The organism is Avibacterium paragallinarum (genome assembly GCF_900450705.1).
In the GTDB taxonomy this organism is placed as follows: Bacteria; Pseudomonadota; Gammaproteobacteria; order Enterobacterales; family Pasteurellaceae; genus Avibacterium; species Avibacterium paragallinarum.
Map to the genome: position 1 here is coordinate 148,610 of NZ_UGHK01000002.1, position 24,764 is coordinate 173,373.

Consider the following 24,764-nt stretch of genomic DNA (forward strand, 5'->3'; position numbering starts at 1 on the left):
ATTGAAAAAATAAACTAGTTACTTGACGGCTTTATAGCGTTGAATTTGGCTTTTTTCGTCAAGTTGGCGTAATTTTTCTAATTTCTCACCGATCTGAATTTCCATTCCCCGTTGTGTTGGAAAATAAAATTTCGTTTCTTTCAAGGCTTCAGGAAAATAATTTTCTCCCGCCGCATAAGCATTTTCTTCATTATGAGCGTAACGATATTCCGCCCCATAGCCCAATTCTTTCATCAACTTCGTTGGTGCATTGCGTAAATGCTCTGGTACATCATAATCAGGGCTTTCCACTGCCATTTTCTTCGCTGCGTTAAAGGCTTGATACACCGCATTACTTTTTGGTGCAACCGCTAAATAAACGATCGCTTGTGCAATGGCTCGCTCCCCCTCAGCCTCTCCCACGCGGGTGAAGCAATCCCACGCTGAAAGAGCTACTTGCATTCCTCGCGGATCAGCATTGCCCACATCTTCTGACGCAATCGCAAGCAACCGCCGTGCCACATAAAGCGGGTCGCCGCCTGCGGTGAGAATACGTGCATACCAATATAACGCCGCATCAGGCGATGAACCTCGCACGGATTTATGCAAAGCGGAAATCAGATCGTAAAAACGATCCCCCTGCTTATCAAAACGAGCTTGTCGTTCCCCCAGCACTTCCGTTAATAAGGTGCGGTGTAAAATTTTGCCATTTTTTCCCTCTTCTGCCATATCCGCCATTAATTCAAGGCTGTTCAAGGCTAAGCGAGCATCGCCATTCGCATATTCCGCCAGTAGTTGCAACACATTATCTTCCAATACAAAATGCTCATTGCCTAACCCTTTCACTTTATCCTGAATGGCACGCTGCAAAACTTGCTCAATATCTTGAGGCGTGAGCGGTTTTAAAATGTACACTTTGGCACGAGAAAGCAAGGCGCTGTTCAGCTCAAAGGAGGGATTTTCTGTGGTCGCCCCAATAAAAGTGATCGTGCCGTCTTCAATGTAGGGCAAAAACGCATCTTGCTGGCTTTTGTTGAAACGATGCACTTCGTCCACAAACAAAATCGTGCGTTGTCCTGTTAGGCGATTTTGTTTAGCTCGCTCAATGGCTTCGCGAATTTCTTTCACTCCCCCCGTTACTGCTGAAATTCGTTCCACTTCAGCATTAATGCGTTGTGCAATAATTTCTGCTAAGGTCGTCTTCCCCGTCCCTGGCGGCCCCCATAAAATCATTGAATGAATATGCCCAGTCTCAATGGCTTTGCGTAATGGTTTACCAACACCAATCAAATAGCGTTGCCCGTAATATTCCTCTAAATTCGTAGGACGCATTCTCGCCGCCAACGGACGAAAATCATTCTCAGCGAAATCAAACGCAAAATTCGACATTGTTTTTTCTCAGAAAAATAATGGGAAATTTGCGGGATTATAGCATAGAAGAGAGGGGAAATAACCTCTAGCAAGAAGAATAGAATCTGTTCGCATATCTTTCCCCGTAAAAAATAATATAGAGATTATTGAAAAATATAATCTCTATATTATAATTTTGCTATCATTCTATGGTTTGGGACTTATTATGGTGGTAAAGAAAAAATGGGAAGTCATTGCAACAGCGAGATTTAAAATATGGTTAAAAGAGCAAGATGAGGCTACAAGGATTTCTGTTTTTAATGCATTAAATAATTTACGGTTCTATGGTCCTCAATTATCTCGTCCCTATGTAGATACCATAAAAGGTTCTCAATATCCCAATATGAAAGAGTTGCGTATTCAACATAAAAGCAAGCCACTACGAGCATTTTTTGCATTCGATCCGCTCAGGCAAGCAATTGTTCTATGTGCTGGAAATAAAAGTAATAATAAACAATTTTACAAACAAATGATTACGATTGCAGATGCAGAATTTACCGATTATTTAGCCACATTGGAGAAATAAAATGACACAATATACTACACTTGATGAGCTTATCGCTCAAGAATCCCCTGAAACACAACAATGCATTAAAGAAATGTCCGAAGAACTCATTCTAGAAACAGGTCTTGCAATGATCCGCGAACAACTCGCACTTTCACAAAAAGAATTAGCACAAGCGATTGGCGTTTCTCAATCTGCAATCGCTCAGATTGAACAACGCGGAAATGATGTAAAACTTTCTACGCTTAAACGCTACATTGAGAAAATGGGCGGTGAATTAAGCTTAACCGTCAAAATGCCTACGGGTTATAGCCAAATTTTTCCACTTTAAAAAACTGCGGTCAAAACCGACCGCACTTTTCTTTTATCATTTCCTACCAAACTATTTTTTCTTACGCTGATCGTCTAGTTCCACGCCTTTTGGTACGCTAAATTTAAACAGGCTATCTGCCAGTGGTTGGTTGGTGATATTACGCAATAAGTATAAATTGGTTTGCCCGTCTTTTTCCGTGGTGCTGAAATTTTTCAGCACGCCCTCCCCATCGATGCGAATATCAAATTGTTTGATTTGGCTTTTGGCTGATTTCGGTTTTAAGGTGAAAGTATCGGCTTTTTGCTCCACATTATATTGTTTCCAATATTGAGTATCGTTGCTAGTTAAGAGAACAAAAGGCGTGTTATTCACCGCGTCTGCCACCCAATTTGTGGTAACTTGTTGCACAAATGGATCGTAAAACCAGAGGGTTTTGCCATCAGAAATAATTTGGCTTTCTTGCGGGGCTTGGTTGTCCATTCGGAATAAATTTGGGCGCTTGATTTGAATTTTACCTTTTCCTTGCTGAATTTCTTTGCCTTTAGGGTCGCTGACTTTTTGCACATAATCCGCACTGAGTGCCTCAACTTTGTTTAAGCGCGCCTGCAATTCACTCACGGCGTCAGCCCAAGCCAGTGGGCTTAAGCCTAAACATAAAAGTGCGGTCATTTTTACAGCCATTTTTTTCATAAATTTTCCTTTAATTCTAAAATAATGGGAAATCATTGTTTATCAGACAACGATTTCCCTCATTTGTTGCATTGGGTCTAATTAATAATCTGAACGGCGAGCGAGAATTTCTCGCTTGCCATTTTGCAATGGCGAAACGATGCCTTGTTCCTCAAGCTGATCCATAATGCGTGCGGCACGGTTGAAGCCGACACGGAATTTGCGTTGAATTGAAGAGGCGGAGGTTGTGCCTGTTTCAATCACAAAATTCATCACCTCATCGAAAAGATCGTCCAGCTCCCCGTCATCGCCCGTGCGTGGCGTGTCGCTGTCTTCCTCTTCTGCACTATCCAAAATGCCCTCAATGTAGTTCGGTTTCCCTCTTGCCCGCCAATCATCCGCCACGCGTGCCACTTCGTCATCGCTCATAAATGCCCCGTGTACGCGGATTAGATCGGAAGAGCCTTGTCCTGAATACAGCATATCCCCGCGTCCGAGCAAGGTTTCTGCCCCGCCTTGATCTAAAATGGTACGCGAGTCGATTTTACTCGCCACCGTAAAGGCGATACGACTTGGGATATTGGCTTTGATTAGCCCTGTAATCACGTCCACCGACGGGCGTTGGGTGGCTAAAATCAAATGAATGCCGATGGCACGGGCTTTTTGTGCGAGGCGTGCGATCAATTCTTCAATTTGCTTCCCAGCCACCATCATTAAATCAGCAAATTCATCGACAATCACCACGATGTAGCTGAGTTTTTCTAATGCAGGTGGCATTGCGTCCATTGTGTCGCCCGGTCGCCAAATTGGGTTAGGAATCGGCATTCCCATTGCGTTGTATTCCTCGATTTTTTCATTGTAGCCTTCGATATTCCGCACCCGTAACGCGGAGAGTAATTGATAGCGACGTTCCATTTCGTCCACGCACCAACGCAGGGCATTGGCGGCTTTTTTCATATCCGTAACCACTTCGGTTAAGAGATGAGGAATGCCATCGTAAATCGAAAGCTCGACCACTTTCGGGTCAATCATAATAAATTTGACTTCTTCAGGTTTCACGCGAAATAACAAGCTTAAAATCATTGTATTCACGCCAACGGATTTCCCTGATCCCGTTGAGCCTGCCACCAATAAATGTGGCATTTTGGCTAAATCCACCACAATCGGGTTACCGCTGATGTCTTTCCCCAATGCCATTGAAAGCAGGGATTTTGATTCACGAAATTCGGGGCTGTCTAACACATCACGCAGTGGTACCATTTGGCGGTGCAAATTTGGTGTTTCAATGCCAATGTAAGGCTTGCTCGGAATGACCTCAGCCACACGGATTGAGCGGAACATTAACGCTCGGGCTAAATCCGTATCAATGCTGGTAACTTTCGAGGCTTTCACGCCTGGCTGGAGTTCCAATTCATAACGGGTAACCACAGGCCCAACTAACACATCTTTCACGGTGGCTTTCACATTGAAGTTTCGCAGTTGCTGCTCAATGCGTTGCGAGGTGTCTAAAATTTCCTCTCGGGTGATTTCTTGCACTTCCACCTGACGCTTTTCTAGCAGATCCAAGCTCGGCAACGGTGTTTTCGGCTTTTCTTTAATGCTCACCTGCTTTTGTAATGCGGGGTGGATTAAGGAATCGCCGTAAGGCTTATAGCTTGGCTGATTTGACGCGGGTTCTTGTTCTGCCAAAATGTGTTCTAACGTGTCCTCTTCGTTGATCTCTTTCGCCCGTTGTTGCATTTCAGCTAAACGCTGTTGCTCTTGTGCGGCAAATTGACGTGCCAAATCGTCCATTTCATCGGTTGGCTCGGCGAAATCTTCTGTAACCTGATAAGCCTCCACCGAATAGTCTGGAATGGAAACTTTTAACTCAGGTTCACTAGGTGCTTCATACGGCAAAAATTCCTCCGAAAAACTGACCGCACTTTGTGTATTTGCAGGTTGCGATATGGCGTGCAACTCAGGCTTTTGCGGAGTGATGGGCGGTGAAATTTGTGGACTGACAAGTTCAACTTGCACCACAGGTGCAACCGCTGAGGTAGATTGCGGAAGGCTCACATTTGGCAAGCTGTCGTTCTGCCCAACATCATAACGCGAAAATAATTCCATTTTACGCGGATCAAAAAGCGTCGCATTATTTTCCGTATTTTCTGCAGAGGAAGAAGCATTATCAGAAGCCACTGGTTGGGTTAATTCTTTCAAGCCGCTAATTTGGATAAACGGCGGATTGGATTTAGGCGATTCAGCCTCTTCGCTTTGCTCCGTGTTTTCTGCCTGTTGTGGTTCTGGGCGAGGCTCAACTTTATGAATGATGATTTCCTCCAAAGGCACTGGCTCGCTTTGTTCTTGCGGTTCTTCAGGCGTTGTCATTGTGGGAGTTTTGTGTTCATTCATTGTAAGCCAATAATAAAACCGTACAAAAAGCTGTATTAGCACTTTACCCGAACACAGTACAAAGCCCGCTACGGTAAACAATAAAGCGGACAAAATCAGCCCCGCTTTGCCTAAAATGGGATAAAGGGAAACGACCAAACTGCCCCCCAACACGCCACCCGCCAAATACGCGCTGGTGTTGGAAAGCAACAGCGTGGCTAATGTGGTTAATCCCGCGAATAATATCACGCCGCCGAGGGTGCGAATGGCAGCTTTGATCGCAGTAAGCTGAGTAAATTTTTTCGTTTTAAATAAATAAATCGGCACAAAGCACAATATAAAGGGGATCACATTGCCGATATGCCCAAACAAGGTGAAAAATAAGCCTATGAGCCAAGCTCCTAACGCCCCTGCCTTGTTGATCGTTTCTGGCTGCGAGGAAGACACCGCCCAAGTGTTATCAAATGGACTGTAACTTGACCACGCGACAATCAAATATAAGCCAAACAGAGAAATAATGCCTAAGCATAATTCACCCATATATTGCTTTGGCGTGAGATTTGTTGTTATTCGTTTAATCATTTTATTTTAATTGTAAAAAATTGGTCTGTTTCACTTCTTCCATTACCACATAGGTACGCGTGTCATTCACGCCCGGCAAACGCAATAAGGTCGTGCCAAGTAATTTGCGGTAAGCTGCCATATCTGCCACGCGGGTTTTCAATAAATAGTCGAAATCCCCCGAAACCAAATGGCATTCTTGAATTTCATCAAGCTGCTGCACTGCATCATTAAATTCTTCAAACACATCAGGCTTACCACGCACAAGGGTAATTTCCACAATCACCAATAGCGGAGAATCCAACAGCTCAGGGTTAAGCAAGGCACGATAGCCCATAATCACCCCTTGTTTTTCCAAACGCTTTACCCGCTCCAAACAAGGCGTTGGCGAAAGTCCCACTTTTTTTGATAAATCAATATTTGAAATTTTGCCATTACGTTGTAATTCATTGAGAATTTTTATATCTATCGCGTCAAGTGCTTTAGGTAATTTCTTTTCCATAATATTTTTCACCACAAATTGCGGAATTCACCGCTTAAAATAAAAATAACATTTAATTTTACACTATTTTATGCAATTTTATAGGGAGAGATTCATTCTTGAAAGGTTAAAATTTTTCATAAAAAATGATAACACTTTATAAATCGCTAAAGCTGTTGATACACTTTTATTGCATAGGCATCAGACATTCCTGCGATGTAATCGCAGATGATCCGCTTTTTTTGCTCCGCTGAAGCCATTTTCCAGCGATTTGCTGTGTTACGGGGTAACAAGCGTTCGGGGTCGCTTTCAAAAATTTGGAACATTTCGGTGAGCATTCTTTGCCCTTTATATTCAATGCGTTGGGTGGTTACATCGCAAATGACATATTTCAACACAAAATCTTTGAACACTTTCAGCACCGCGAGGACATCTTCGGGAAGCTCTGCATTATAACGTAACAAAGGCTCAGTAAAATCTGCTGTGATTTTCCACCGCACATTGGTGATAAAATAGTTCACTAATGCCCCAATCGCATTTTTTCGCTCATAATGATGTGCTGAAAATAATTTCTCGCTAAGTGCTTCAATATGCTCTCTTATCCACGGGGACGAGCTATTTTTTAATTGTGCTAAGGCTTCTTGCCATTGTTGCAAATGGATAACCCCCACCACAATGGCATCTTCCAGATCGTGAACACCGTAGGCAATGTCGTCTGCCAGCTCCATAATACTGCAATCTAAGGATTTATAACGGGTTTTTAAGGTTTGTTGCGGGGTTTTGCGTAGTGAGCTAAGGGTTTGAAATAAATGGCGATCCGCCTTGCTCAGTGGAGCGAGTAACCAATCAAACATCGCTTTATCCTCGCAGAACAATCCCTTCCCAGGAATCCAGTCCGTCAGTTTAATGGAAAAGGGATTGCTATGATTTGGCATCGCCAGATCCGCATATTGCGGGGAGACCTCATCTAAAATCGCTGGATATTTCACCACACCGAGCAATGTGCGGCGGGTTAAATTCATTCCTGCGTTGGGAGTATAAGGCTCTAATTTGGTTAAAACACGGAAAGTTTGGGCGTTACCCTCAAAACCGCCGTGGGATTGCATCATATAATTTAATGCCACTTCCCCACCGTGTCCAAAAGGCGGGTGTCCGATATCGTGTGCAAAACACAGGCTTTCAATCAGATCATTAGAGGGCAACAACGGTTTGAGTTGCTTTTGTAACTGTGCATTTTCGATGTTGAGCTGTTGGGCTAGATGGGTGAAAGCTTCGCTAAATTTCAGTTGAGAAACAAGGCTGCTGCCAATTTGAGCCACCTCTAAAGAATGAGTCAAGCGAGTGCGATAAAAATCATTCTCCCCCACCGCGTGAATTTGGGTTTTCGCTTGTAAACAACGAAAGGCGGCACTGTGCAAAATTCGTCCGCGATCACGGCGAAATGGCGGACGATGATCTTTTTCTCTTGGATTATCGTTAATAAACCGTTCAAGCCAAAGGGGGTTAATACTATTTTTCATATTATGCCACCATAAGATAAATGAATTTGAACACAAAAGGGGCAAAAATTGAACTTAAAATACCACAAAGCACAAGGGAAATGGAACTAAAATTCCCCGCTTTAGGATCAGTTTCCATACAGCTTACCGTTCCCAAAACGTGGGAAACTGCTCCCACGGATAAGCCTATCGCTTGCGAATGCTTAATCCTTATGGTCTTTAAAATGACATAGCCGAACATTGAGCCTTGCAGCCCAGCCAATAGCACTGCCACCGCTGCCACAGAGGGAATGCCGCCTAAATTGTCCGCAATTTCCATTGCAATCGGCGTAGTTACAGATTTCGGCAAAATGGTCGCTACGATCTCAGGCTCAGCCCCCAACAATAAAGCCAAAATCGCCCCAACACACATTGAAAAGAAAGATGAAAGTGCGGTGATAAATAAAATCGTTTTCCAATAAGCCTGAATTTGGCGGAATTGTTCATAGAGAGGCAATGCCAATGCCACGACGCTCACGCCAAGCAAATGATTTAACGGAGCATTGCCTTGATAGTAATCCTCATAAGGTAAATGAAAAATCAACACGATGGCAATCAACATCGCCACGGTCAAAATAAAACTGTTAAATACTAAGGATTTCAATCGTTTACTTATTTGCAATGCCAGTGCAAAGACAACAATCGTCAGCAATGTGTAAGCGTAAATCATTGATTCCCCCTACTCTCTTTCGCCCGTTTTTTTAACACTTTTTTACGCAAGCCAGAAAATGAGCCTTGTGAAAACAGATAATCCGCCAAAATTCCGCTTAATACGAGGGTGAGCATTGTTGCCACAATATTAGGAATGAGCAACACTTTGGCTTGGCGAGCGAGAAGATCGGAATATTGAATAATCCCAACGCTAACCGGCACAAACAGCACTGCCATATAACGCATTAACAAACTTGCACCAGCAAAAATCCAATGCACTTTAATCACTTGCAACATCAAACACATAAATAACAGCAACAGCCCCCAAATACTGCCTGGAATACCGAGCGGGATAAAATGGGCGATTTGCTCCCCGAGAAAATACATTGAGAAAAGAATAATAAAAGAACGCAATAACTGAAAAATCTTCTGGATCATAAGGCTATAAATTATAAATTCATCAAAATCGAGATAATTCTACTCTTATTTTATTCGTTTTGTTATGAGTTTTCGTTACAATACGCTGAAAAATTCAACCTTTTTTAAAATCAATATGATTAGAATGTTAAGAAAGCATTTATTCTTCTTCATTTTTACATTATTTGTGCTCCCTCAGGCAAAAGCAGTTCGCTCCGTGCAATGCCTTGTGGTGGCTGTTTCAGACGGTGATACCTTTCGCTGTTTACTCGCCAATAATAAGCAAATTAAGGTGCGTTTAGACAGCATTGACGCCCCCGAAAAAAAACAGCCCTTTGGTTCAAAAGCTCGCCAAACCTTAGCGGATTTCATTCATAAACAACAAGTCCGTCTTGAAATTAAGGGCTATGATCGCTACCAACGCACCCTCGCCACAGTGTATAACTCACACCACCAAAATATCAATCTCGCAATGGTAAAATTGGGAATGGCGTGGGCGTATCAACGCTATGCCAAAGATCCGCAATATTTCCAAGCACAACAGCAGGCCCAGCAACGCCGTCTCGGTTTATGGCGAGATCCTAACCCGATTTATCCTGAACAATGGCGAAAAATGCAAAGTGAACAACGCAAACAGAAACCTCAGCAAAAAGAAGGATTATTCTATGGCTTTTGATCCCGTCGCCTTTCGCCGCGATTTTCCCTATTTCCACCAAGCAGGGGCTGCGGTTTATCTCGACAGTGCGGCAACCAGCTTAAAACCGCAAGTGCTGATTGATGCCACCACCGCCTTTTATTGTTCAGCGGGATCCGTGCATCGTAGTCAATATGATGAAAAACAGACCGCACTTTATGAGCAGGCTCGCTGCCGCGTGAAGCATCTCATCAATGCTGAAAGCGAACAGGGGATCATCTGGACATCAGGCACAACCCACGCGATTAATTTGGTCGCCAACGGCTTACTTTCCCAGCTTTCACCACAAAATAACATTATTATCAGCGAAGCCGAACACCACGCCAATTTTGTCAGTTGGCAGCAGATCAGCGAAAAATCAGGGGCAAAGCTGGTGGTTCTCCCGTTACTTGATAACGGCATTATTGATGATCGTGCATTTAAAAGTGCGGTCAATAAAAACACCAAAATTGTCGCCCTGAATGTGATGTCTAATGTAACGGGAGCGGTGCAACCGTTGGCGGAATTTATCCCCTTTATTCGTCAGCACAGTCAGGCGTTTGTTTTAGTGGACGCTGCCCAAGCCATTAATCATCTTCCCATTGATTTTCAACAACTTGATGCCGATTTCCTCACCTTTTCCGCCCATAAAATCTATGGCCCAACCGGGCTTGGGGTGCTAGCGGGAAAATTAACCGCACTAAACCCACTTCAGCCCTTATTATTCGGCGGCAAAATGGTGCAACAGGTTAGCCCAACCCACACCAGCTTTGCGGAGTTGCCTTATCGTTTAGAGGCAGGCACGCCAAATATTGCGGGGGTAATTGGCTTTAATGCGGTGTTGGAATGGCTAGAAAAATGGGATAAACACGCCGCTCATCGCTATGTCGCCACATTAAGCGAAAACCTCATTGCACGCTTGAAACAATATCCAAACTGTCAGCTGTTTACTTGCGACACACACAGCCCGATCATTAGCTTTTTATTTAACGGCATCGATCTTTCTGATCTCGCTACCCTTTTGGCAGAACAAAACATCGCATTGCGTGCAGGCGAACATTGTGCTCAACCCTATTTGGCAAGGTTGCAACAACGCGGCACACTACGCCTCTCCCTCGCCCCCTACAACAATGCACAAGATATTGAACAGTTTTTTACCGCGTTAGATAACGCCCTCGCATTATTAGAGTAAACCGATGAGAACACAAATCAAGAACGCCCCAAGTTGGGAAGAACGCTACCGTTTACTGATTCAGAGCGGAAAAAATCTGCCCCGCCCTGATGAACAACAACTCACCCAAATGCAACCCATTTCGGGCTGCGAAGCGAATGTGTGGTTTAAAATCGAGCCACAAAACGACCGCACTTTTCATTTTCACGCTTTTAGCGAAGCACGGATTATCAACGGCTTATTGTGGCTGTTATTACAAGAGATCAACGGCAAAACTGCCGAACAACTGCAACAGTTTGATTTGACGGCATATTTTTCAGATTTAGGTATCGCACAACGGTTAAGTAGTACGCGACTAAACGGCTTAAAACAGATCGAGCGACTTGTGCAAAATTTAGCAACTTGTACGAATTAAGGCTGTCGAAATAAAAAAACTTGCTATAATTGCCACAAATCAAAGTCTCAGGAATGATGATGAAAAAAACATTTTCTGCATTTTTACTTTCAACACTATTTTCCACCACACTTTTCGCCCAGTGGGAAATGGTGGGCAATGCTGATTACAACTGGGGACCTTTCCAAATTTACACCCTCAGCCTTTACACTGAAACGGGGAGTTACCAAGAAAACCAACGTCCGCTCATGCTTTCTTTCAATTTTGATAAGCCTGTGGAAGGAAAAAGTTTTGCCATCAGTTTAATTAAAGAAATTAAATCGATTAACGATGAAAAAGAGATTCAGAATTGGTTAAGTGCATTACAAAAAATCTTTCCAGATTTCTCTCCCAAAGATGTTTTGAGCTATATTGCATTGTCAAACAAAGGCTATTTTAGGGGCTGTAGTAGATTAGCCCTAAATTTCACACCATTTTCGCAATATTTTTAACTGCTCTTTTGGTGTCCCAAAGTTAAACCGAAATTCACATTCCTTCAAGAATAAAGGAAAGTTTTTTCGGTTAATTCCATTATATTTTCGCAGTATCCGCTTCGCCTGATTCCAAAAATTTTCAATGCCATTAATATGATTTTGTTTCACCGCAAATAGCTCGGAATGATTGATTCATTCGTGGTGAAATTCACTCACATCAAGCGCATCATAACTGCGATAAGTGTCCGTATAAACCCAGCTATCAGGCTTGATTTTTCTTTTAATAACAGGGAGTAATGTTTCACTCTTGGTGTTTTCAACCACAACAGTAAATACCTTTCCTTGTCGTTTTAGTAACCCAAAAACAGCAACTTTTCCAGCCGCTCCTCGTCCTCGTCCTCGTTTTCCCTTTCGATGACCACCAAAATAGCTTTCGTCTAGTTCAATTTCCCCCTCAAAAATCTCGTTAACTTCAAGGGATAAATGATAGCCAATCACAAGCCTGATTTTATGGTAGAACAAAGCGGCTGTATTCGGTTGAATATCTAGCAAATTTGCTGCCGTTCTTGCAGTAACTTCTGCGATAAAAAACTCCAGCAGTTTTTTCTGTATAGATTTCTTTAATTTACAATATGTTATCTTCATTTTTGTAGTATAGCATTGTTGCTAATCTACTACAGCCCCCTATTTTATTCTAAATGATACCGTGTTAGATAATGAATTTGACGATAATTTCAACCACGCATTAATCACTAGCTTGTTATCTCCGCAAGGTAGTTATAGCAAAATTCTCCCCCAGCTACTTGGCAAAGAAAAAAGCCAACATAGCCCAAAAGAACATCTACTCGATACGCCTGATGTGGAAAAAATCAACGAGGAAGAACTAAAACCTCAACTTCCCCCACAATTCGAACTTGATCGCCAAACTCAGGAAGAAGTTTAGCAACAAATAAAAGAGTGGATAATTTTAATCCGCTCTATTTTTTATGCCGTTTTAAAGGCTTTTATTTGTTGTAAATGTTGCGAAATTTTCTTGAATTTATGCCCTTCGTTGTCGTCCCAAACAATTTCATAAAATGGTGAAAGCACGTTCGCACTGCGTTGAGAATCGAGTACTTCATCTTGTGTCGAAAGGAAAACAAGGCAATTTCCTTGATTTTTCACACGGAAATTTTCTACGCATTTGGTCGCAATGTCTTGATATTCTTCAGGGCGATCGATTCTGCCTTGCATATTTTCATAGGGGAACAAATTCGGGTTAAAAATCGCCTGCTTAATACCGCACAAAAAGCCAATGCGTTCTGCCCAATAACCACCTAGCCCCACACCACAAATTAAGGGTGAGGAATCTTTGCTCTCCGAAACCAGCTTATGTACTTCATTAAGCAAAAATTGCATATCATAACGCGGGTGCAAGGTGCTGTAATTGATAAAACGCACATCGTCATCAATGAATTTGAGCTACATTATTTTTTCGTGATTACCAGGGCTATTGGAATCAAAACCGTGTAAATAAATAATCATAAGAAACCTCATCAATATCAATGGAGCAATGGAAGTAGCATTTCTTCTCTAAAGCAAAGTTCAACGCGAAAACAACGCATTTCCACATCAAACGCCCCTCTATCAAAGCAAAAACCTTGCCGTTTTACTACCGCACTTTGATTTAGCGAGAAATTTCTTCCACATTTTTTGATCTCGCTCGGATTTTTCGCTCCAAATGCAAAATCATCTGCAAGGCAATGTCTAAGCCACTGGTCTTTTCGATCATTTCAAGCCCCGGGCTGGCATTAACTTCTAATACCAACAGCCCTTGACGAGAGCGAATTAAATCCACCCCTGCCACATCTAAACCCAGTGCTTGCGTGGCTGAAATGGCGATGTGCTTTTCTTCCTCGCTTAACCAAACTTGCTCCCCCACGCCGCCACGATGAATATTGGCACGAAACTCGCCATTTTGCCCCTTGCGTTCCATTGCCGCAATCACTTTGCCATCAACCACAAAGCAACGCAAATCTCCCCCTTGTGCTTCGGCGATAAACTGTTGCATTAGCACGGGGACATTAGAATGGGTGAGGGTTTCTACAATGCTATTCGCACTGCTGGCACTCTCCGCCAAGATCACCCCGATCCCTTGCGAACCGCTAAGGGTTTTCAAAATCGTTGGCGAGCCAATCAACTCAAGGCTCTCTTTCGGCTGGGTTTCATTGCCTGCCAATAACGAAGGCGGCACGGCAATGCCCCGTTGTAACAACAGTTGCAAACTCTGCCATTTATCGCGGGCTTTTAAAAAAGGCTCAACCTCATTTAAACAAGCCACGCCCTGAGCCTGCAAATGTTGCAACACCGCACAGCCCATTTGCGTGCTGGCAGAACCAAATCGCGGCAACACGCCGTCATATTCGGGCAATAAGTCCGCTTTGGCATCACGGGCGGATTGATAATACAACTGAAAGTGCGGTGGTTTTCCCACCCTATTTTTTTCGTTCAGCTTCAAAATAAAACGATTGGGATCGAGAATATCCATTTGATGACCGCAACTTTCCGCCGCCGCTTTTAAACGCTGACAGCTATAAAGGCGAGGCTCACGGCATAACATTAATAATTTCATTGATCTGTTTCCACATCACGGGGTTAAATTTTCGATATATTACACCAATTACAGCAATGCTAAAAAATTCCTTTATTCTTTTTTATGAAATCAGTACAATCAACGCAATTTTTTAGCTTGCTAAGCATTTGAGCCACAAAGCCCTCTGCTTAGCCTCAACAAAAGGAAAACACAATGTTTGTTGTTATTTTTGGTCGTTCAGGCTGCCCTTATTGCGTGCGTGCAAAAGAGCTTGCCGAGAAATTAAAAACCAACCTTAGCGATTTCGATTATCGCTATGTGGATATTATCGAAGAAGGCATCAGCAAAGCGGATTTATCCGCTTCAGTAGGTAAACCCGTTGAAACCGTACCACAAATTTTCATTGATGAAAAACCAGTGGGCGGCTACACGGATTTCGCTGCGTTAATGAAAGAACAATTTAATATTGTAAATTAATGATAAAAGTGCGGTGAAATTTCACCGCATTTTTTATATTGGTAGAATTTTGCTTGCATATTTACAGAAATGAATATAAATTCAATATAAATGAATAATTATACGGAAATAACTTATGCGTAGCACAGAACTCGTTCAGTGGTTTAGACAATCCACCCCCTATGTGAATATGCACAGAGGGAAAACCTTTGTGATTATGCTTGATGGCGATACCATTGCCAGCCCAAATTTTATCAATATTATCAATGACATCAGCCTACTGCATAGTTTAGGCGTTAAACTGGTGATTGTTTTTGGTGCGAGGTTTCAAATTAATACGCTCTTATCTCAACAAGGCATCACCCCGCACTACCATAAAAATATTCGCATTACCGATCCGCAAACCTTAGATTTGGTGAAACAGGCGGTAGGGAAATTAAATTATGATATTTCCGCTCGCTTATCCCTGCGTCTGCCTCATTCTGAGGTGATTAATGTGGTCAGTAGCAATTTTATTCTTGCTCAGCCCATTGGCGTTGATGATGGCGTAGATTATCAACTAAGCGGTAAAATTCGCCGTATTGATATTGAGAAAATTCAGCAACAGCTCGATCAAAACGCCATCGTTTTACTCAGCCCGATTGCTCCCTCTGTTACGGGAGAAACCTTTAATTTGCCTTTCGAGGAAGTGGCGACACAGGTCGCGATTAAACTCAAGGCAGAAAAATTAATCGGTTTTTCAGATACACAAGGGATTCTAAATCCCCAGCACGAAACCATTGCCGACTTGTTGCCACAGGACGCGGAACTGCATTTACAAACCTTAATCGCACAAGATTTATACCACAGTTCGCAAGCACGTTTTTTGCAAGCTGCCATTGAGGTTTGTCGTGCAGGAGTAAAACGCTCACACCTGCTCAGCTACGAAGAAGACGGTTCATTATTGCAAGAATTATTCACCCGCGACGGGGTGGGAACACAGCTTTCAATGGAAAATTCAGAAACCATTCGCCTTGCGAATGTAGCAGATATTCCAGCCTTGCTCGAATTAATCCATCCATTAGAGCAACAAGGCATTTTAGTAAAACGCTCTCGCGAACAGCTAGAAATGGATATTGCGAACTATACGATCATTGACCGCGATGGCGTGGTAATCGCTTGTGCCGCTTTAAATGTTTACCCACAAGAAAATATGGCTGAAATGGCTTGCGTTGCCGTTCACCCTGATTACCGCAATTCTTCGCGTGGCGATATTTTATTAGAAGCCATTCAAAAGCGGGCAAAAGCGAAAAACATCAAGCAACTATTTGTGCTAACCACTCGAACCGTGCATTGGTTCCAAGAACGGGGATTTTATTTAGCGAATGTGGAAGATTTGCCACAAGAAAAAAGAGAGCATTATAACTACCAACGCCGCTCCAAAATTTTAATTCAAAACTTAGTGGATTAAGGACGGCTCAGGATAATGGGCAATATATATTGCCCTTCCAATTAGTGAAATGATTTCATTTGATGAGTACGTTGTCTTAAATATAAAAAGTGCGGTACTTTTTTTAGCAGTTTTGAAATAATACTCTTTCAAAAGAGGGGGGGCTATACACCCCATTGTTGATCTTCATTAAAGAAAAATCGATAAAGCCACGACCAATAAAAATCAAATGCCCTCCACTAAATTTAGGTTATATTAATTCAGTCCCAGACAAAGATATTTTATTTCTAAGAATTCATCAATACCATAATGTGATCCTTCCCGCCCAATGCCTGACTCTTTCACACCACCAAAAGGGGCAATTTCATTACTCACCAAGCCTTCATTAATGCCGACAATACCGTATTCCAATGCTTCAGACAAACGCCAAATACGATTCATATTTTGCGTAAAAACATAAGCTGCTAAACCAAATTCCGTATCATTTGCCATTGCGATCACCTCTTCTTCCGTTTCAAATTTAAAAATAGGGGCTAACGGGGCGAAAGTTTCTTCTTTTGCTACAAGCATTGTTTGATTGACTTCACTTAAAATTGTTGGTTGAAAAAACGTTCCGCCCAATGAATGGCGTTTACCGCCTAGCATTAATTTAGCCCCTTTTTGTAATGCATCAGCAATATGATTTTGCACTTTTTCAACCGCACTTTCACGAATCAATGGCCCCATCGTTACCCCTGCTTGATTGGCCTCGCCAAGCTGGATTTGTTGCACTTTTTGCATAAATGCTTGTAAAAACGCATCATAAATGCCCGATTGCACATAAATTCGATGGGGCTGTCCTAGATAACAACTAAAAAATCTATTTAGGTTAGAATGAACCAATGAGAAAAAGTCGTCTAAGTCAGCACAAACAAAATAAACTCATTGAGCTATTTGTTGCAGGTGTTACTGCAAGGACAGCAGCAGAGTTAGTCAATGTAAACAAAACGACTGCCGCATATTACTTTCATCGTTTACGCCAACTCATCTATCAAAACAGCCTTCACTTAGAGATGTTTGAAGGTGAAATTGAAGCCGATGAAAGTTATTTTGGCGGTGCTCGCAAAGGCAAACGTGGTTGTGGTGCGGCAGGGAAAATTGCGGTATTCGGGCTTCTCAAGCGCAATGGCAAGGTTTATACCGTTGCGGTTCCAAATACGCAATCTGCCACCTTGTTACCCATTATTCGGGAGCAGGTAAAGCCTGATAGTATTGTTTACACCGATAATTATCGTAGTTATGACGTGCTTGATGTGAGTGAATTTAGTCATTTTCGTATCAATCACAGCACACATTTTGCTGAAAATCATAACCACATTAACGGAATTGAGAATTTTTGAAGCCAAGCAAAACGCCATTTACGCAAATTTAATGGTATCCCAAAAGCGCATTTTGAGCTTTATTTAAAGGAATGTGAATGGCGTTTTAATTACAGCAACATAAAAAGTCAAATTTCTATTTTAAAACAATTGGTTAAAGGGAGTTTAGTCTAGTTATCTAGGACAGCCCCAATTCGATTACTACAAATACAAGTTTGTCCTGCATTACGGAATTTTGAAGCAAAAACACCTTCTACAGCATTATCCAAATCGGCATCATCAAAGATTAACGCTGGTGCGTTTCCTCCCAGTTCTAAAGCCAATTTTTTGACGGTATTTGCCGATTGTGCCATTAATAATTTTCCCACTCGAGTAGATCCTGTAAAAGTCAGTTTACGCACGATCGGACTTTCGCAAATCACCCGCCCCACCTCTACGGCTTGTGTTGTTGGAATGACATTAAATACCCCTTTAGGCAATCCCGCTTGGTTGGCAAGCTCTGCCAATGCCAATGCAGAAAGTGGGGTTTCAGGAGCAGGCTTTAACACCACAGTACAGCCCGATGCCAATGCAGGAGCTGCTTTTCTAGTAATCATTGCGTTAGGAAAATTCCAAGGCGTAATTGCAGCAACTACGCCAATAGGTTGCTTTATTGTCATCAGACGATGGTTTGCTTTATCTGAAGCTAAAATCTCTCCTTGAACGCCTTTTGCTTCCTCCGCAAACCATTGAATAAAGCTTGCACCATACAATACTTCACCACGACTCTCTGTGATAGGCTTCCCTTGTTCAAGACTAATAATTTGTGCGAGTTGTTCTTGGTTTTGCAAAATTAAGGCATACCATCGCATCAAAATGGCTGCTCGTTCTTTGGGTAAAATCTGTTTCCACTGTTTTTGAGCCTGTTCAGCTGCCACAATGGCTTGTTCTGTTTCAGTTTTACCTAAATCAGCAACCTGACAAATTTCTTGTTGTGTCGCAGGATTTAACACGGAAAATGTACGTCCGCTTTGTGCATCAACATATTCCCCATTAATATACCCTTGTGTTTTAATTAACGAAAATGCTTGCATATACATTCCTTTATGTTTACTGAGATTTTAGCTGTTTCCACTTTACCACTTATTCTACTTTCTTCTATATCTCTTTGTATTTTTTTACCTAAAAGTTGTTCTATAATTCTCAAATTTCGTATTTAATTTAGAAAATTTTTTACTATGATGTAAATTTATTTGCTAATTGTTTCAAGTTCTGATATTTATACCGCTTTTAAAAATGCCCTATTCCATTAATGCGGAATTTTTCAAAATAATCTTAACCCTCCAAAGTGCGGTTAAAAATATAGCTGAATTTGACTATTGCTACAATGATATGAAGGTCAGTTATAACGTCATAAATGGAAGAATTACTATTAGGAGATACCGACAATGACAACATCATCTTTAAGTTTATTAGCCTTAGCTGGCGTTGAGCCTTATCAACCAAAAGAAGGCGAAGAATATATGAATGATGAGCAACTGCTTCATTTCAGAAAAATTCTTGAAGCTTGGCGTAATCAAATCCAAGAAGAAACCACTCGCACCGTTGCCTATATGCAAGATGAAGCCTCAAACTTCCCTGATCCAGCCGACCGAGCAACACAAGAGGAAGAATTCAGTTTAGAGTTACGCAACCGCGATCGCGAGCGTAAATTAATGAAAAAAATTGAAAATACGCTGAAAAAAATCGACACGGGCGATTTTGGTTACTGCGATTCTTGCGGCATTGAAATTGGCATTCGCCGTTTAGAGGCACGTCCAACGGCTGATTTATGTATTGATTGCAAGACCTTATCCGAAATTCGTGAAAAACAAATGATCGGTTAATGCCGTTTAATCACATTGCTTTACCAAAAAGTGCGGTCATTTTTAACCGCACTTTTCACACGTTTAATTTTCGCTTTTTCAAGCAAGGGGCTGACTATTTTAACCTTAATCAAAAATCTGTTTAAAAAGAAAACAGAAAAAACGGAAAACGAAACCCAACACAAAACGCCTGCGAGTGCTCGTAAAACAAATCCTCGAAAAGGCAATAAAACCACGAGCAAAACCCAGCGTCCCGCTCCCGCTTTTGCACAATCCAAAGCAAAAGGGAAACCTGCACTTTCACGCCACGCCAATAAGCATATTCTTAATGCTTCACAATACGGCATTCAGTCGCGAATGATGAGTAAAAATGCCTTGACGGTAGTACAAAAATTACAACGTAACGGCTATGAAGCCTACATCGTCGGTGGCTGTGTGCGAGATTTACTGTTAAAGCAAAAACCAAAAGATTTTGATGTGGCAACCAATGCACGCCCTGAACAAGTGCAAGCCATTTTCCAACGCCAATGTCGCCTGATTGGTCGCCGTTTTCGCCTTGCTCACATAATGTTCGGACGGGATATTATCGAAGTGGCGACATTCCGTGCGAATCATTCCGAACATCACAGCGAACGCCAATCCAAGCAAAGCGATGAAGGTATGCTGTTGCGAGATAACGTGTACGGCACGCTTGAGCAAGATGCAGAACGCCGTGATTTCAGCGTAAATGCTTTGTATTACGATCCGCAAGATAACAGCTTACGCGATTATTTTAACGGGGTGGAAGATCTGAAAGCGGGCAAATTACGCCTTATTGGTGATCCTGTGGTTCGCTATCAAGAAGATCCTGTGCGAATGCTGCGTGCAATCCGCTTTATGGCGAAGTTAGATATGTTCTTAGAAAAGCCAACGGAAACACCAATTCGAGAAATGGCTCATTTGTTACGCCACATTCCACCTGCACGTTTATACGATGAAAGCCAAAAACTTCTGCAAACGGGCAACGGGGTGAAAACCTACCATCTGTTGCGTCAATTTGGCTTATTTGAACAATTATTCCCGAGCTTAATACCCTACTTCACGGAAAAACAAGACAGCTTTGCGGAGCGAATGATCCTCACCGTGTTAACCTCTACCGATGAACGTATTGCGGATAATTTACGCATTAATCCTGCCTTTTTGTTTGCCTGTTTTTTCTGGTATCCGCTCAGGGAAAAAGTGGAAGTCCTCAAAAACGAGGGAGGGCTGAATAATCACGACGCTTACGCTTTGGCAGGCAATGAAATTATTGATCAATTTTGCACCGCACTGGCTGCCCCACGCCGTCATACTACGGTAATTCGCGATATTTGGTTCTTGCAATTACAGCTCTTAAAACGTACAGGCAACCAGCCCGCTCGCGTGATGGCACACCCTAAATTTAGGGCAGCTTTTGATTTGCTGGCAATGCGTGCCCAAGTGGAAGGTGGCGAAGCTATTGAGCTAGCGACGTGGTGGCACGAATATCAATTCAGCAATGAAGAACAGCGTAATGCCCTCATGCAAGAGCAGCAAAAGCGTTATCCCGCGGCGAAGAAAAAACGCTATCGCCCTCGCAAACGCCGCACCAATAAAGAGGCATCAGCCTAATGAAATGCGTCTATATCGCTTTGGGCAGCAATTTAGCCACCCCAGTACAACAGCTTGAAAATGCCCTCAAAGCCTTAGCGGAGCTGGCGGATAGCGAATTAATCGCCGTTAGCCCGTTCTACCAAAGCAAACCGCTCGGGCCGCAAGATCAGCCCGACTACGTTAATGCGGTGGCTTGCCTGCACACCGCCCTTTCCCCCTTAGCCTTGCTCGATGAGCTACAACGCATTGAAAAGGAACAGGGGCGTGTGCGTTTACGCCGTTGGGGCGAACGCACGCTAGATTTAGATATACTGCTTTATGACAAAGAAATAAGGCAGTCAGAACGCCTTACTCTGCCCCATTATGATATGAAAAATCGCGAGTTTGTGATCGTGCCACTCTACGACATCGCCCCCGATCTCATTTTGCCTGATGGCACAGCGGTGGAAACATTAATGGCACATTTTACTCAGCATAATATGCAAAAATTGACGTAACTTTGTAACGAAATTGTAACTAAATGTAACCTAACAATGAGCAATATGCCAGACTAATTAAGTTCAAATCCCTCTCCCCAAATAAAAACGAGGAATAACCTATTTACTTGCTCAGTATTTTTACATTTTTAAACCCTTTATCTTTTAAATAAAGTGCTTGAAGTTTGCTCATTACCCCGCGTTCGCAATAAAGTACATAGGTTTTGCTTTGATCTAACTCAGCAAATTGGCTGGAGAGTTTATAAAACGGCATTAGCTGAATCTTGGCATTCGCTAATTGCAACGGGTTTTCATCGCTTTCTTCGGGGCTGCGAATATCAAGCACCACATCGTTCTCGCCTAAAATGGAAACCGTATCCACTTCCATCACCTCTTTTTCAGTTTGCTCGGCGATTTGGCGAATGTCTAAATATTGTGCATTTTGCACCGCACTTTCTAAAATGCTGAAATCAAACTGGGCTTCTTCGTGGAGAATTTTTTCTCGCACCGCTTTAACCGTCGGATTTTTAGAAATCACCCCACAAAATTCCGGCATTGATTTTGCAATATCCTCCGTGCCAATTTCTTTCGCCATTGCGATAATTTGTTCTTTATCGTGGGTGATAAGCGGACGTAGCACCAACGCCTCTGCTGCTTCATCAATTAAACGCAAATTGGTTAAGGTTTGGCTAGAAACTTGCCCTAAGACTTCACCCGTAACAATGGCTTGAATGCCGAAACGCTCCGCAACTTTGCTCGCCGCTCGCACCATCATACGCTTCAACACTACGCCCATTTGTCCATTGTCAATTTTTTCTAAAATCTCTGCGACCACAGACTCAAAATTAATCGCCACAAAACGCACCTTGTGCGATCCGCTAAAACGATTCCAAATGTGATATGCCATTTGCTTCACGCCGATTTCGTGTGCCACACCGCCAAGATTAAAGAAGCAATAATGCACCCTTGAACCACGACGAACGAGCATATAACTGGATACGCCAGAGTCAAAACCGCCCGAGATCAACGAAAGCACATCTTCTTGCGTGCCAATCGGATAACCGCCAAGCCCAAGATGACGGGCTTTCACCAACATCATTTTGTCATCTTCAATGTCAATGCGAACCGTAACCTCAGGCTGGCTCAGCTTCACTTTCGCACTGGCGATATGCTGATTTAAGCCGCCACCCACATAGCGTTCCACGTCTAAAGAAGAAAAATCGTGTTTCCCCTTGCGTTTCACGCGAACGCAAAAAGTTTTGTTTTCTAATAACGGAGCGACATCTTGCAAGGTTTGCTGAAAAATATCGTGCAAATCAGCGAAAGGCTTCTCTTCCACTTCAAGAAAATGATGAATGCCAGGAATCCGCCCCAGCAATTCGATGAGCAACGCCCGATTTGCCTCATTTTTCGACCGCACTTCAATGTAATCCCAGTGCTTCACCACCGCAACGCTGTCATCATACTTGTTCAAAATATTGCGAATATTCCCCGTTAAGATTTTAATAAAACGTTTCCGCACGCTTTCACTTTTAATCATAATTTCAGGGAAAAGTTTAATAATAAATTTCATTAGCACGTTTCTATATCAAGCAAAAAATTGGGCGATATTGTACAACATCTTTCCCCAATCCCCAAAGCATCAACGTATATTTAAAAGTGCGGTGGTTTCTAATGCCGTTTTTTCTCAATGCAAAAACACCCTAAAAAAACACCGCACTTTTTAAAATCGCTCTTTTTCTTCCCCGTACAAATTGCCCCCATTCCGCAAAAATTTTTAGAAAAGTAACGCCGAGCGAGAGCGAAGCGAACATCAGGCTTACAAAATTTTATTGAAATGAGGAACAGCAATGTTCGCAAAATTTCTTACTGCCAGACAAGGCGTTTTGCCGCAGACAGTACAAAAGTACGGCAAGGCAAAACAACGCAGTATGACAGTAAAAGAAATTTTGCGATAGTCGGGGTATACTTTTCTTTGCTTACTCACTTTTGGATAAGCAAAAGAAAGTAAGTCACCAACGGCGAAACCGTTATCCCCTCAAAGAAAAAAGCTATTCACCCCAACATAAAACCGAAAGAAGTTTACCTATATTCATTAACAAGCACGCAAAAATACCGTACAATGTGGCATTTATTTTGGCTTCATAATAGGATAAACAATGGCACGCAAAGCAACGCAAAAGGCGGACGGGAACGCTTTAGATTTTGAAAGCACATTAACCCAGCTTGAAACCTTGGTTTCACGCTTGGAAAACGGCGATTTGCCCTTAGAACAAGCGTTAAAAGATTTTGAGGACGGGATCAAATTAGCACAGCAAGGGCAAGAACGCTTGCAGCAAGCGGAACAGCGTATCCAAATTTTACTGTCGAAAAGCGATAAAGCGGCATTAAGCGATTACCCAGCGAAAAATGAGAAGCAAAATGATGAGGAAAATTTTTCCTTTTAATGCGAAACCAAACACAAAAAATTAACCAATCAGCCACTGCTATGTATCAATTTTCACAAGATTTACAACAATGCCAAGTGCGGATCAATCATTTTCTCGCTCAGCAATTTGAGCCGATTGATAGCCATCCCTCGCCCCTTGCTGAGGCGATGAAATATGCCTTATTGCTTGTTGGCAAGCGGGTTCGTCCTTTTTTAGTTTACGCCACGGGGAAAATGCTCGGGGCCGAGCCTGCTCATTTAGATTATGCCGCGGCAAGCATTGAAGCGATCCACGCCTATTCTTTGGTACACGATGACTTGCCCGCGATGGATAACGACAGCCTCAGACGTGGACACGCCACCTGCCACATCGCCTTTGATGAAGCCACGGCAATTTTAGCGGGTGATGCGTTGCAAGCCTTTGCTTTTGAGCTGTTGAGCCAAATGCCTAACTTGTCTGCTGAACAGCGTCTTGCCTTAGTGGCTGAGCTGGCTCAAGCGTCGGGTGTGAAAGGAATGTGCTTAGGGCAAAGCCTTGATTTACAAGCAGAACACCAACAGGTTAGCCTTGCGGAGTTGGAAAAAATTCACCGTAACAAAACGGGGGCGTTACTCAGTTGTGCGTTAAAAATGGGCTTTATTTGTTCCCCGCACTATCAAAATCAGCTATTAGCTGAACAACTTGAACGCTACGCCGCCGCCATTGGGCTTGCGTTTCAAGTGCAAGATGACATTTTAGATATTGAGGGCGAGAGCGAGATTCTCGGCAAAACCGCGGGGGCTGATGTGGCAGCAGATAAAAGCACCTATCCGAAATTATTAGGCTTAGCGGGGGCAAAACAAAAAGCTCAACAGCTTTATCAACAAGCCCTTGATGCACTAGAAAATGTGCCATTTGATAGTACCGCACTTAAAGCTCTTGCGGAATTTATCGTAACAAGAAAACATTAAACAGCATAGGACACCGCCTTAAACAACGATA

The 24,764-nt window shown here is 42.7% G+C and carries 23 protein-coding genes and 5 pseudogenes; 15 read left to right on the top strand and 13 right to left on the bottom strand.

Going from position 1 to position 24,764, the window contains the following annotated elements; all coding sequences use genetic code 11:
* Positions 1–18: 18 nt before the first annotated feature.
* Positions 19–1,368 (bottom strand): replication-associated recombination protein A, encoded by a 1,350-nt coding sequence (locus tag DXZ23_RS05180; protein ID WP_021724298.1) that lies wholly within the window; start codon positions 1,366–1,368, stop codon positions 19–21.
* Between the two features lie 187 nt (positions 1,369–1,555).
* Here DXZ23_RS05180 and DXZ23_RS05185 point away from each other — a divergent pair, with 187 nt between their 5' ends.
* On the top strand, positions 1,556–1,915 hold the full coding sequence (locus DXZ23_RS05185; RefSeq protein ID WP_017806586.1) for a type II toxin-antitoxin system RelE/ParE family toxin: 360 nt from the start codon (positions 1,556–1,558) through the stop codon (positions 1,913–1,915).
* Between the two features lies 1 nt (position 1,916).
* Positions 1,917–2,225, top strand: coding sequence for a helix-turn-helix domain-containing protein (locus tag DXZ23_RS05190; RefSeq protein WP_017806585.1), 309 nt, complete (start codon positions 1,917–1,919; stop codon positions 2,223–2,225).
* A 51-nt stretch (positions 2,226–2,276) separates the two neighbouring features.
* On the opposite strand, the gene lolA is transcribed toward DXZ23_RS05190, so the two are convergent.
* The 6 genes from lolA to DXZ23_RS05220 all read right to left on the bottom strand — a co-directional run bounded on the left by lolA (position 2,277) and on the right by DXZ23_RS05220 (position 8,918).
* Positions 2,277–2,897 (bottom strand): outer membrane lipoprotein periplasmic chaperone LolA, encoded by a 621-nt coding sequence (gene lolA, locus DXZ23_RS05195; RefSeq protein WP_017806584.1) that lies wholly within the window; start codon positions 2,895–2,897, stop codon positions 2,277–2,279.
* Between the two features lie 81 nt (positions 2,898–2,978).
* Positions 2,979–5,831 carry a DNA translocase FtsK 4TM domain-containing protein gene (locus DXZ23_RS05200; RefSeq protein WP_103846577.1) on the bottom strand — a complete coding sequence of 951 codons (2,853 nt, stop codon included), beginning with the start codon at positions 5,829–5,831 and terminating at the stop codon, positions 2,979–2,981.
* Between the two features lies 1 nt (position 5,832).
* Entirely contained in the window at positions 5,833–6,312 is a 480-nt protein-coding gene (lrp, locus tag DXZ23_RS05205) for a leucine-responsive transcriptional regulator Lrp (protein WP_017806582.1), read from the bottom strand.
* A 146-nt stretch (positions 6,313–6,458) separates the two neighbouring features.
* Complete coding sequence (locus DXZ23_RS05210) at positions 6,459–7,811, bottom strand: anti-phage deoxyguanosine triphosphatase (RefSeq protein WP_017806581.1); 1,353 nt, start codon at positions 7,809–7,811, stop codon at positions 6,459–6,461.
* A gap of 1 nt (position 7,812) precedes the next feature.
* Positions 7,813–8,499, bottom strand: a complete 687-nt coding sequence (locus DXZ23_RS05215) for a CidB/LrgB family autolysis modulator (protein WP_017806580.1) — start codon at positions 8,497–8,499, stop codon at positions 7,813–7,815.
* Positions 8,496–8,918, bottom strand: a complete 423-nt coding sequence (locus tag DXZ23_RS05220) for a CidA/LrgA family protein (RefSeq protein ID WP_017806579.1) — start codon at positions 8,916–8,918, stop codon at positions 8,496–8,498. Before DXZ23_RS05220 ends, DXZ23_RS05215 begins: the two co-directional genes overlap by 4 nt.
* 124 nt (positions 8,919–9,042) lie before the next feature.
* On the opposite strand from DXZ23_RS05220, the gene DXZ23_RS05225 reads away from it, so the two are divergent.
* From DXZ23_RS05225 to DXZ23_RS05240, 4 genes are read left to right on the top strand one after another with little or no spacing between them, the layout of a single operon-like run.
* Positions 9,043–9,573, top strand: a complete 531-nt coding sequence (locus DXZ23_RS05225) for a thermonuclease family protein (protein WP_035660040.1) — start codon at positions 9,043–9,045, stop codon at positions 9,571–9,573.
* The gene (locus DXZ23_RS05230; RefSeq protein WP_017806577.1) at positions 9,563–10,762 is read left to right on the top strand and encodes an aminotransferase class V-fold PLP-dependent enzyme; all 1,200 of its coding nucleotides are present in this window, start codon (positions 9,563–9,565) and stop codon (positions 10,760–10,762) included. Before DXZ23_RS05225 ends, DXZ23_RS05230 begins: the two co-directional genes overlap by 11 nt.
* Positions 10,763–10,766: 4 nt before the next feature.
* Entirely contained in the window at positions 10,767–11,156 is a 390-nt protein-coding gene (locus DXZ23_RS05235) for a SufE family protein (RefSeq protein ID WP_017806576.1), read from the top strand.
* Positions 11,157–11,209: 53 nt separating this feature from the next.
* Positions 11,210–11,626 (top strand): hypothetical protein, encoded by a 417-nt coding sequence (locus tag DXZ23_RS05240; protein WP_021724308.1) that lies wholly within the window; start codon positions 11,210–11,212, stop codon positions 11,624–11,626.
* On the opposite strand, the pseudogene DXZ23_RS05245 reads toward DXZ23_RS05240, so the two are convergent.
* Positions 11,594–12,253 (bottom strand): annotated as a pseudogene (locus tag DXZ23_RS05245) (IS1595 family transposase). The gene DXZ23_RS05240 and the pseudogene DXZ23_RS05245 overlap by 33 nt on opposite strands.
* A 61-nt stretch (positions 12,254–12,314) precedes the next feature.
* On the opposite strand from DXZ23_RS05245, the gene DXZ23_RS05250 reads away from it, so the two are divergent.
* Positions 12,315–12,551, top strand: a complete 237-nt coding sequence (locus DXZ23_RS05250; RefSeq protein ID WP_017806573.1) for a hypothetical protein — start codon at positions 12,315–12,317, stop codon at positions 12,549–12,551.
* Positions 12,552–12,592: 41 nt separating this feature from the next.
* Here DXZ23_RS05250 and ycfP read toward each other — a convergent pair.
* Together ycfP and DXZ23_RS05260 are read right to left on the bottom strand one after the other, a co-directional pair.
* A pseudogene (gene ycfP, locus DXZ23_RS05255) lies at positions 12,593–13,132 on the bottom strand (alpha/beta hydrolase YcfP).
* A 142-nt stretch (positions 13,133–13,274) separates the two neighbouring features.
* Positions 13,275–14,219: an ATP-grasp domain-containing protein gene (locus tag DXZ23_RS05260; RefSeq protein WP_017806571.1), complete on the bottom strand. Its 945-nt coding sequence runs from the start codon at positions 14,217–14,219 to the stop codon at positions 13,275–13,277.
* Positions 14,220–14,393: 174 nt separating this feature from the next.
* Here DXZ23_RS05260 and DXZ23_RS05265 point away from each other — a divergent pair, with 174 nt between their 5' ends.
* Both DXZ23_RS05265 and argA read left to right on the top strand, forming a co-directional pair.
* Entirely contained in the window at positions 14,394–14,657 is a 264-nt protein-coding gene (locus tag DXZ23_RS05265) for a GrxA family glutaredoxin (RefSeq protein WP_017806570.1), read from the top strand.
* 115 nt (positions 14,658–14,772) lie between these two features.
* Complete coding sequence (gene argA, locus DXZ23_RS05270) at positions 14,773–16,086, top strand: amino-acid N-acetyltransferase (RefSeq protein WP_017806569.1); 1,314 nt, start codon at positions 14,773–14,775, stop codon at positions 16,084–16,086.
* Positions 16,087–16,320: 234 nt separating this feature from the next.
* Here argA and DXZ23_RS05275 read toward each other — a convergent pair.
* A pseudogene (locus tag DXZ23_RS05275) lies at positions 16,321–16,896 on the bottom strand (aldehyde dehydrogenase family protein); the annotation flags it as partial.
* 50 nt (positions 16,897–16,946) lie between these two features.
* Here DXZ23_RS05275 and DXZ23_RS05280 point away from each other — a divergent pair.
* Positions 16,947–17,597 (top strand): annotated as a pseudogene (locus tag DXZ23_RS05280) (IS1595-like element ISHpa1 family transposase).
* A gap of 17 nt (positions 17,598–17,614) precedes the next feature.
* On the opposite strand, the pseudogene DXZ23_RS05285 reads toward DXZ23_RS05280, so the two are convergent.
* Positions 17,615–18,496: pseudogene (locus DXZ23_RS05285) on the bottom strand (aldehyde dehydrogenase family protein); the annotation flags it as partial.
* A 354-nt stretch (positions 18,497–18,850) separates the two neighbouring features.
* Between DXZ23_RS05285 and dksA the strand changes: the two are divergent.
* The 3 genes from dksA (at position 18,851) to folK (ending at position 21,375) form a co-directional block, all read left to right on the top strand.
* Positions 18,851–19,288, top strand: coding sequence for an RNA polymerase-binding protein DksA (gene dksA / locus DXZ23_RS05290; RefSeq protein ID WP_017806564.1), 438 nt, complete (start codon positions 18,851–18,853; stop codon positions 19,286–19,288).
* Positions 19,289–19,588: 300 nt separating this feature from the next.
* Positions 19,589–20,896, top strand: a complete 1,308-nt coding sequence (pcnB, locus tag DXZ23_RS05295) for a polynucleotide adenylyltransferase PcnB (protein ID WP_256593727.1) — start codon at positions 19,589–19,591, stop codon at positions 20,894–20,896.
* A complete protein-coding gene (gene folK / locus DXZ23_RS05300) occupies positions 20,896–21,375 on the top strand; it encodes a 2-amino-4-hydroxy-6-hydroxymethyldihydropteridine diphosphokinase (RefSeq protein ID WP_017806562.1) in 480 nt (159 codons plus the stop codon). The genes pcnB and folK overlap by 1 nt, the downstream gene beginning before the upstream one ends.
* Before the next feature lie 103 nt (positions 21,376–21,478).
* Here folK and thiI read toward each other — a convergent pair whose 3' ends face one another.
* A complete protein-coding gene (gene thiI / locus DXZ23_RS05305; protein ID WP_017806561.1) occupies positions 21,479–22,927 on the bottom strand; it encodes a tRNA uracil 4-sulfurtransferase ThiI in 1,449 nt (482 codons plus the stop codon).
* 586 nt (positions 22,928–23,513) lie between these two features.
* On the opposite strand from thiI, the gene xseB reads away from it, so the two are divergent.
* Entirely contained in the window at positions 23,514–23,801 is a 288-nt protein-coding gene (xseB, locus tag DXZ23_RS05310) for an exodeoxyribonuclease VII small subunit (RefSeq protein WP_017806559.1), read from the top strand.
* Positions 23,802–23,842: 41 nt separating this feature from the next.
* A complete protein-coding gene (gene ispA, locus DXZ23_RS05315; RefSeq protein WP_021724314.1) occupies positions 23,843–24,733 on the top strand; it encodes a (2E,6E)-farnesyl diphosphate synthase in 891 nt (296 codons plus the stop codon).
* Positions 24,734–24,764: the final 31 nt, after the last annotated feature.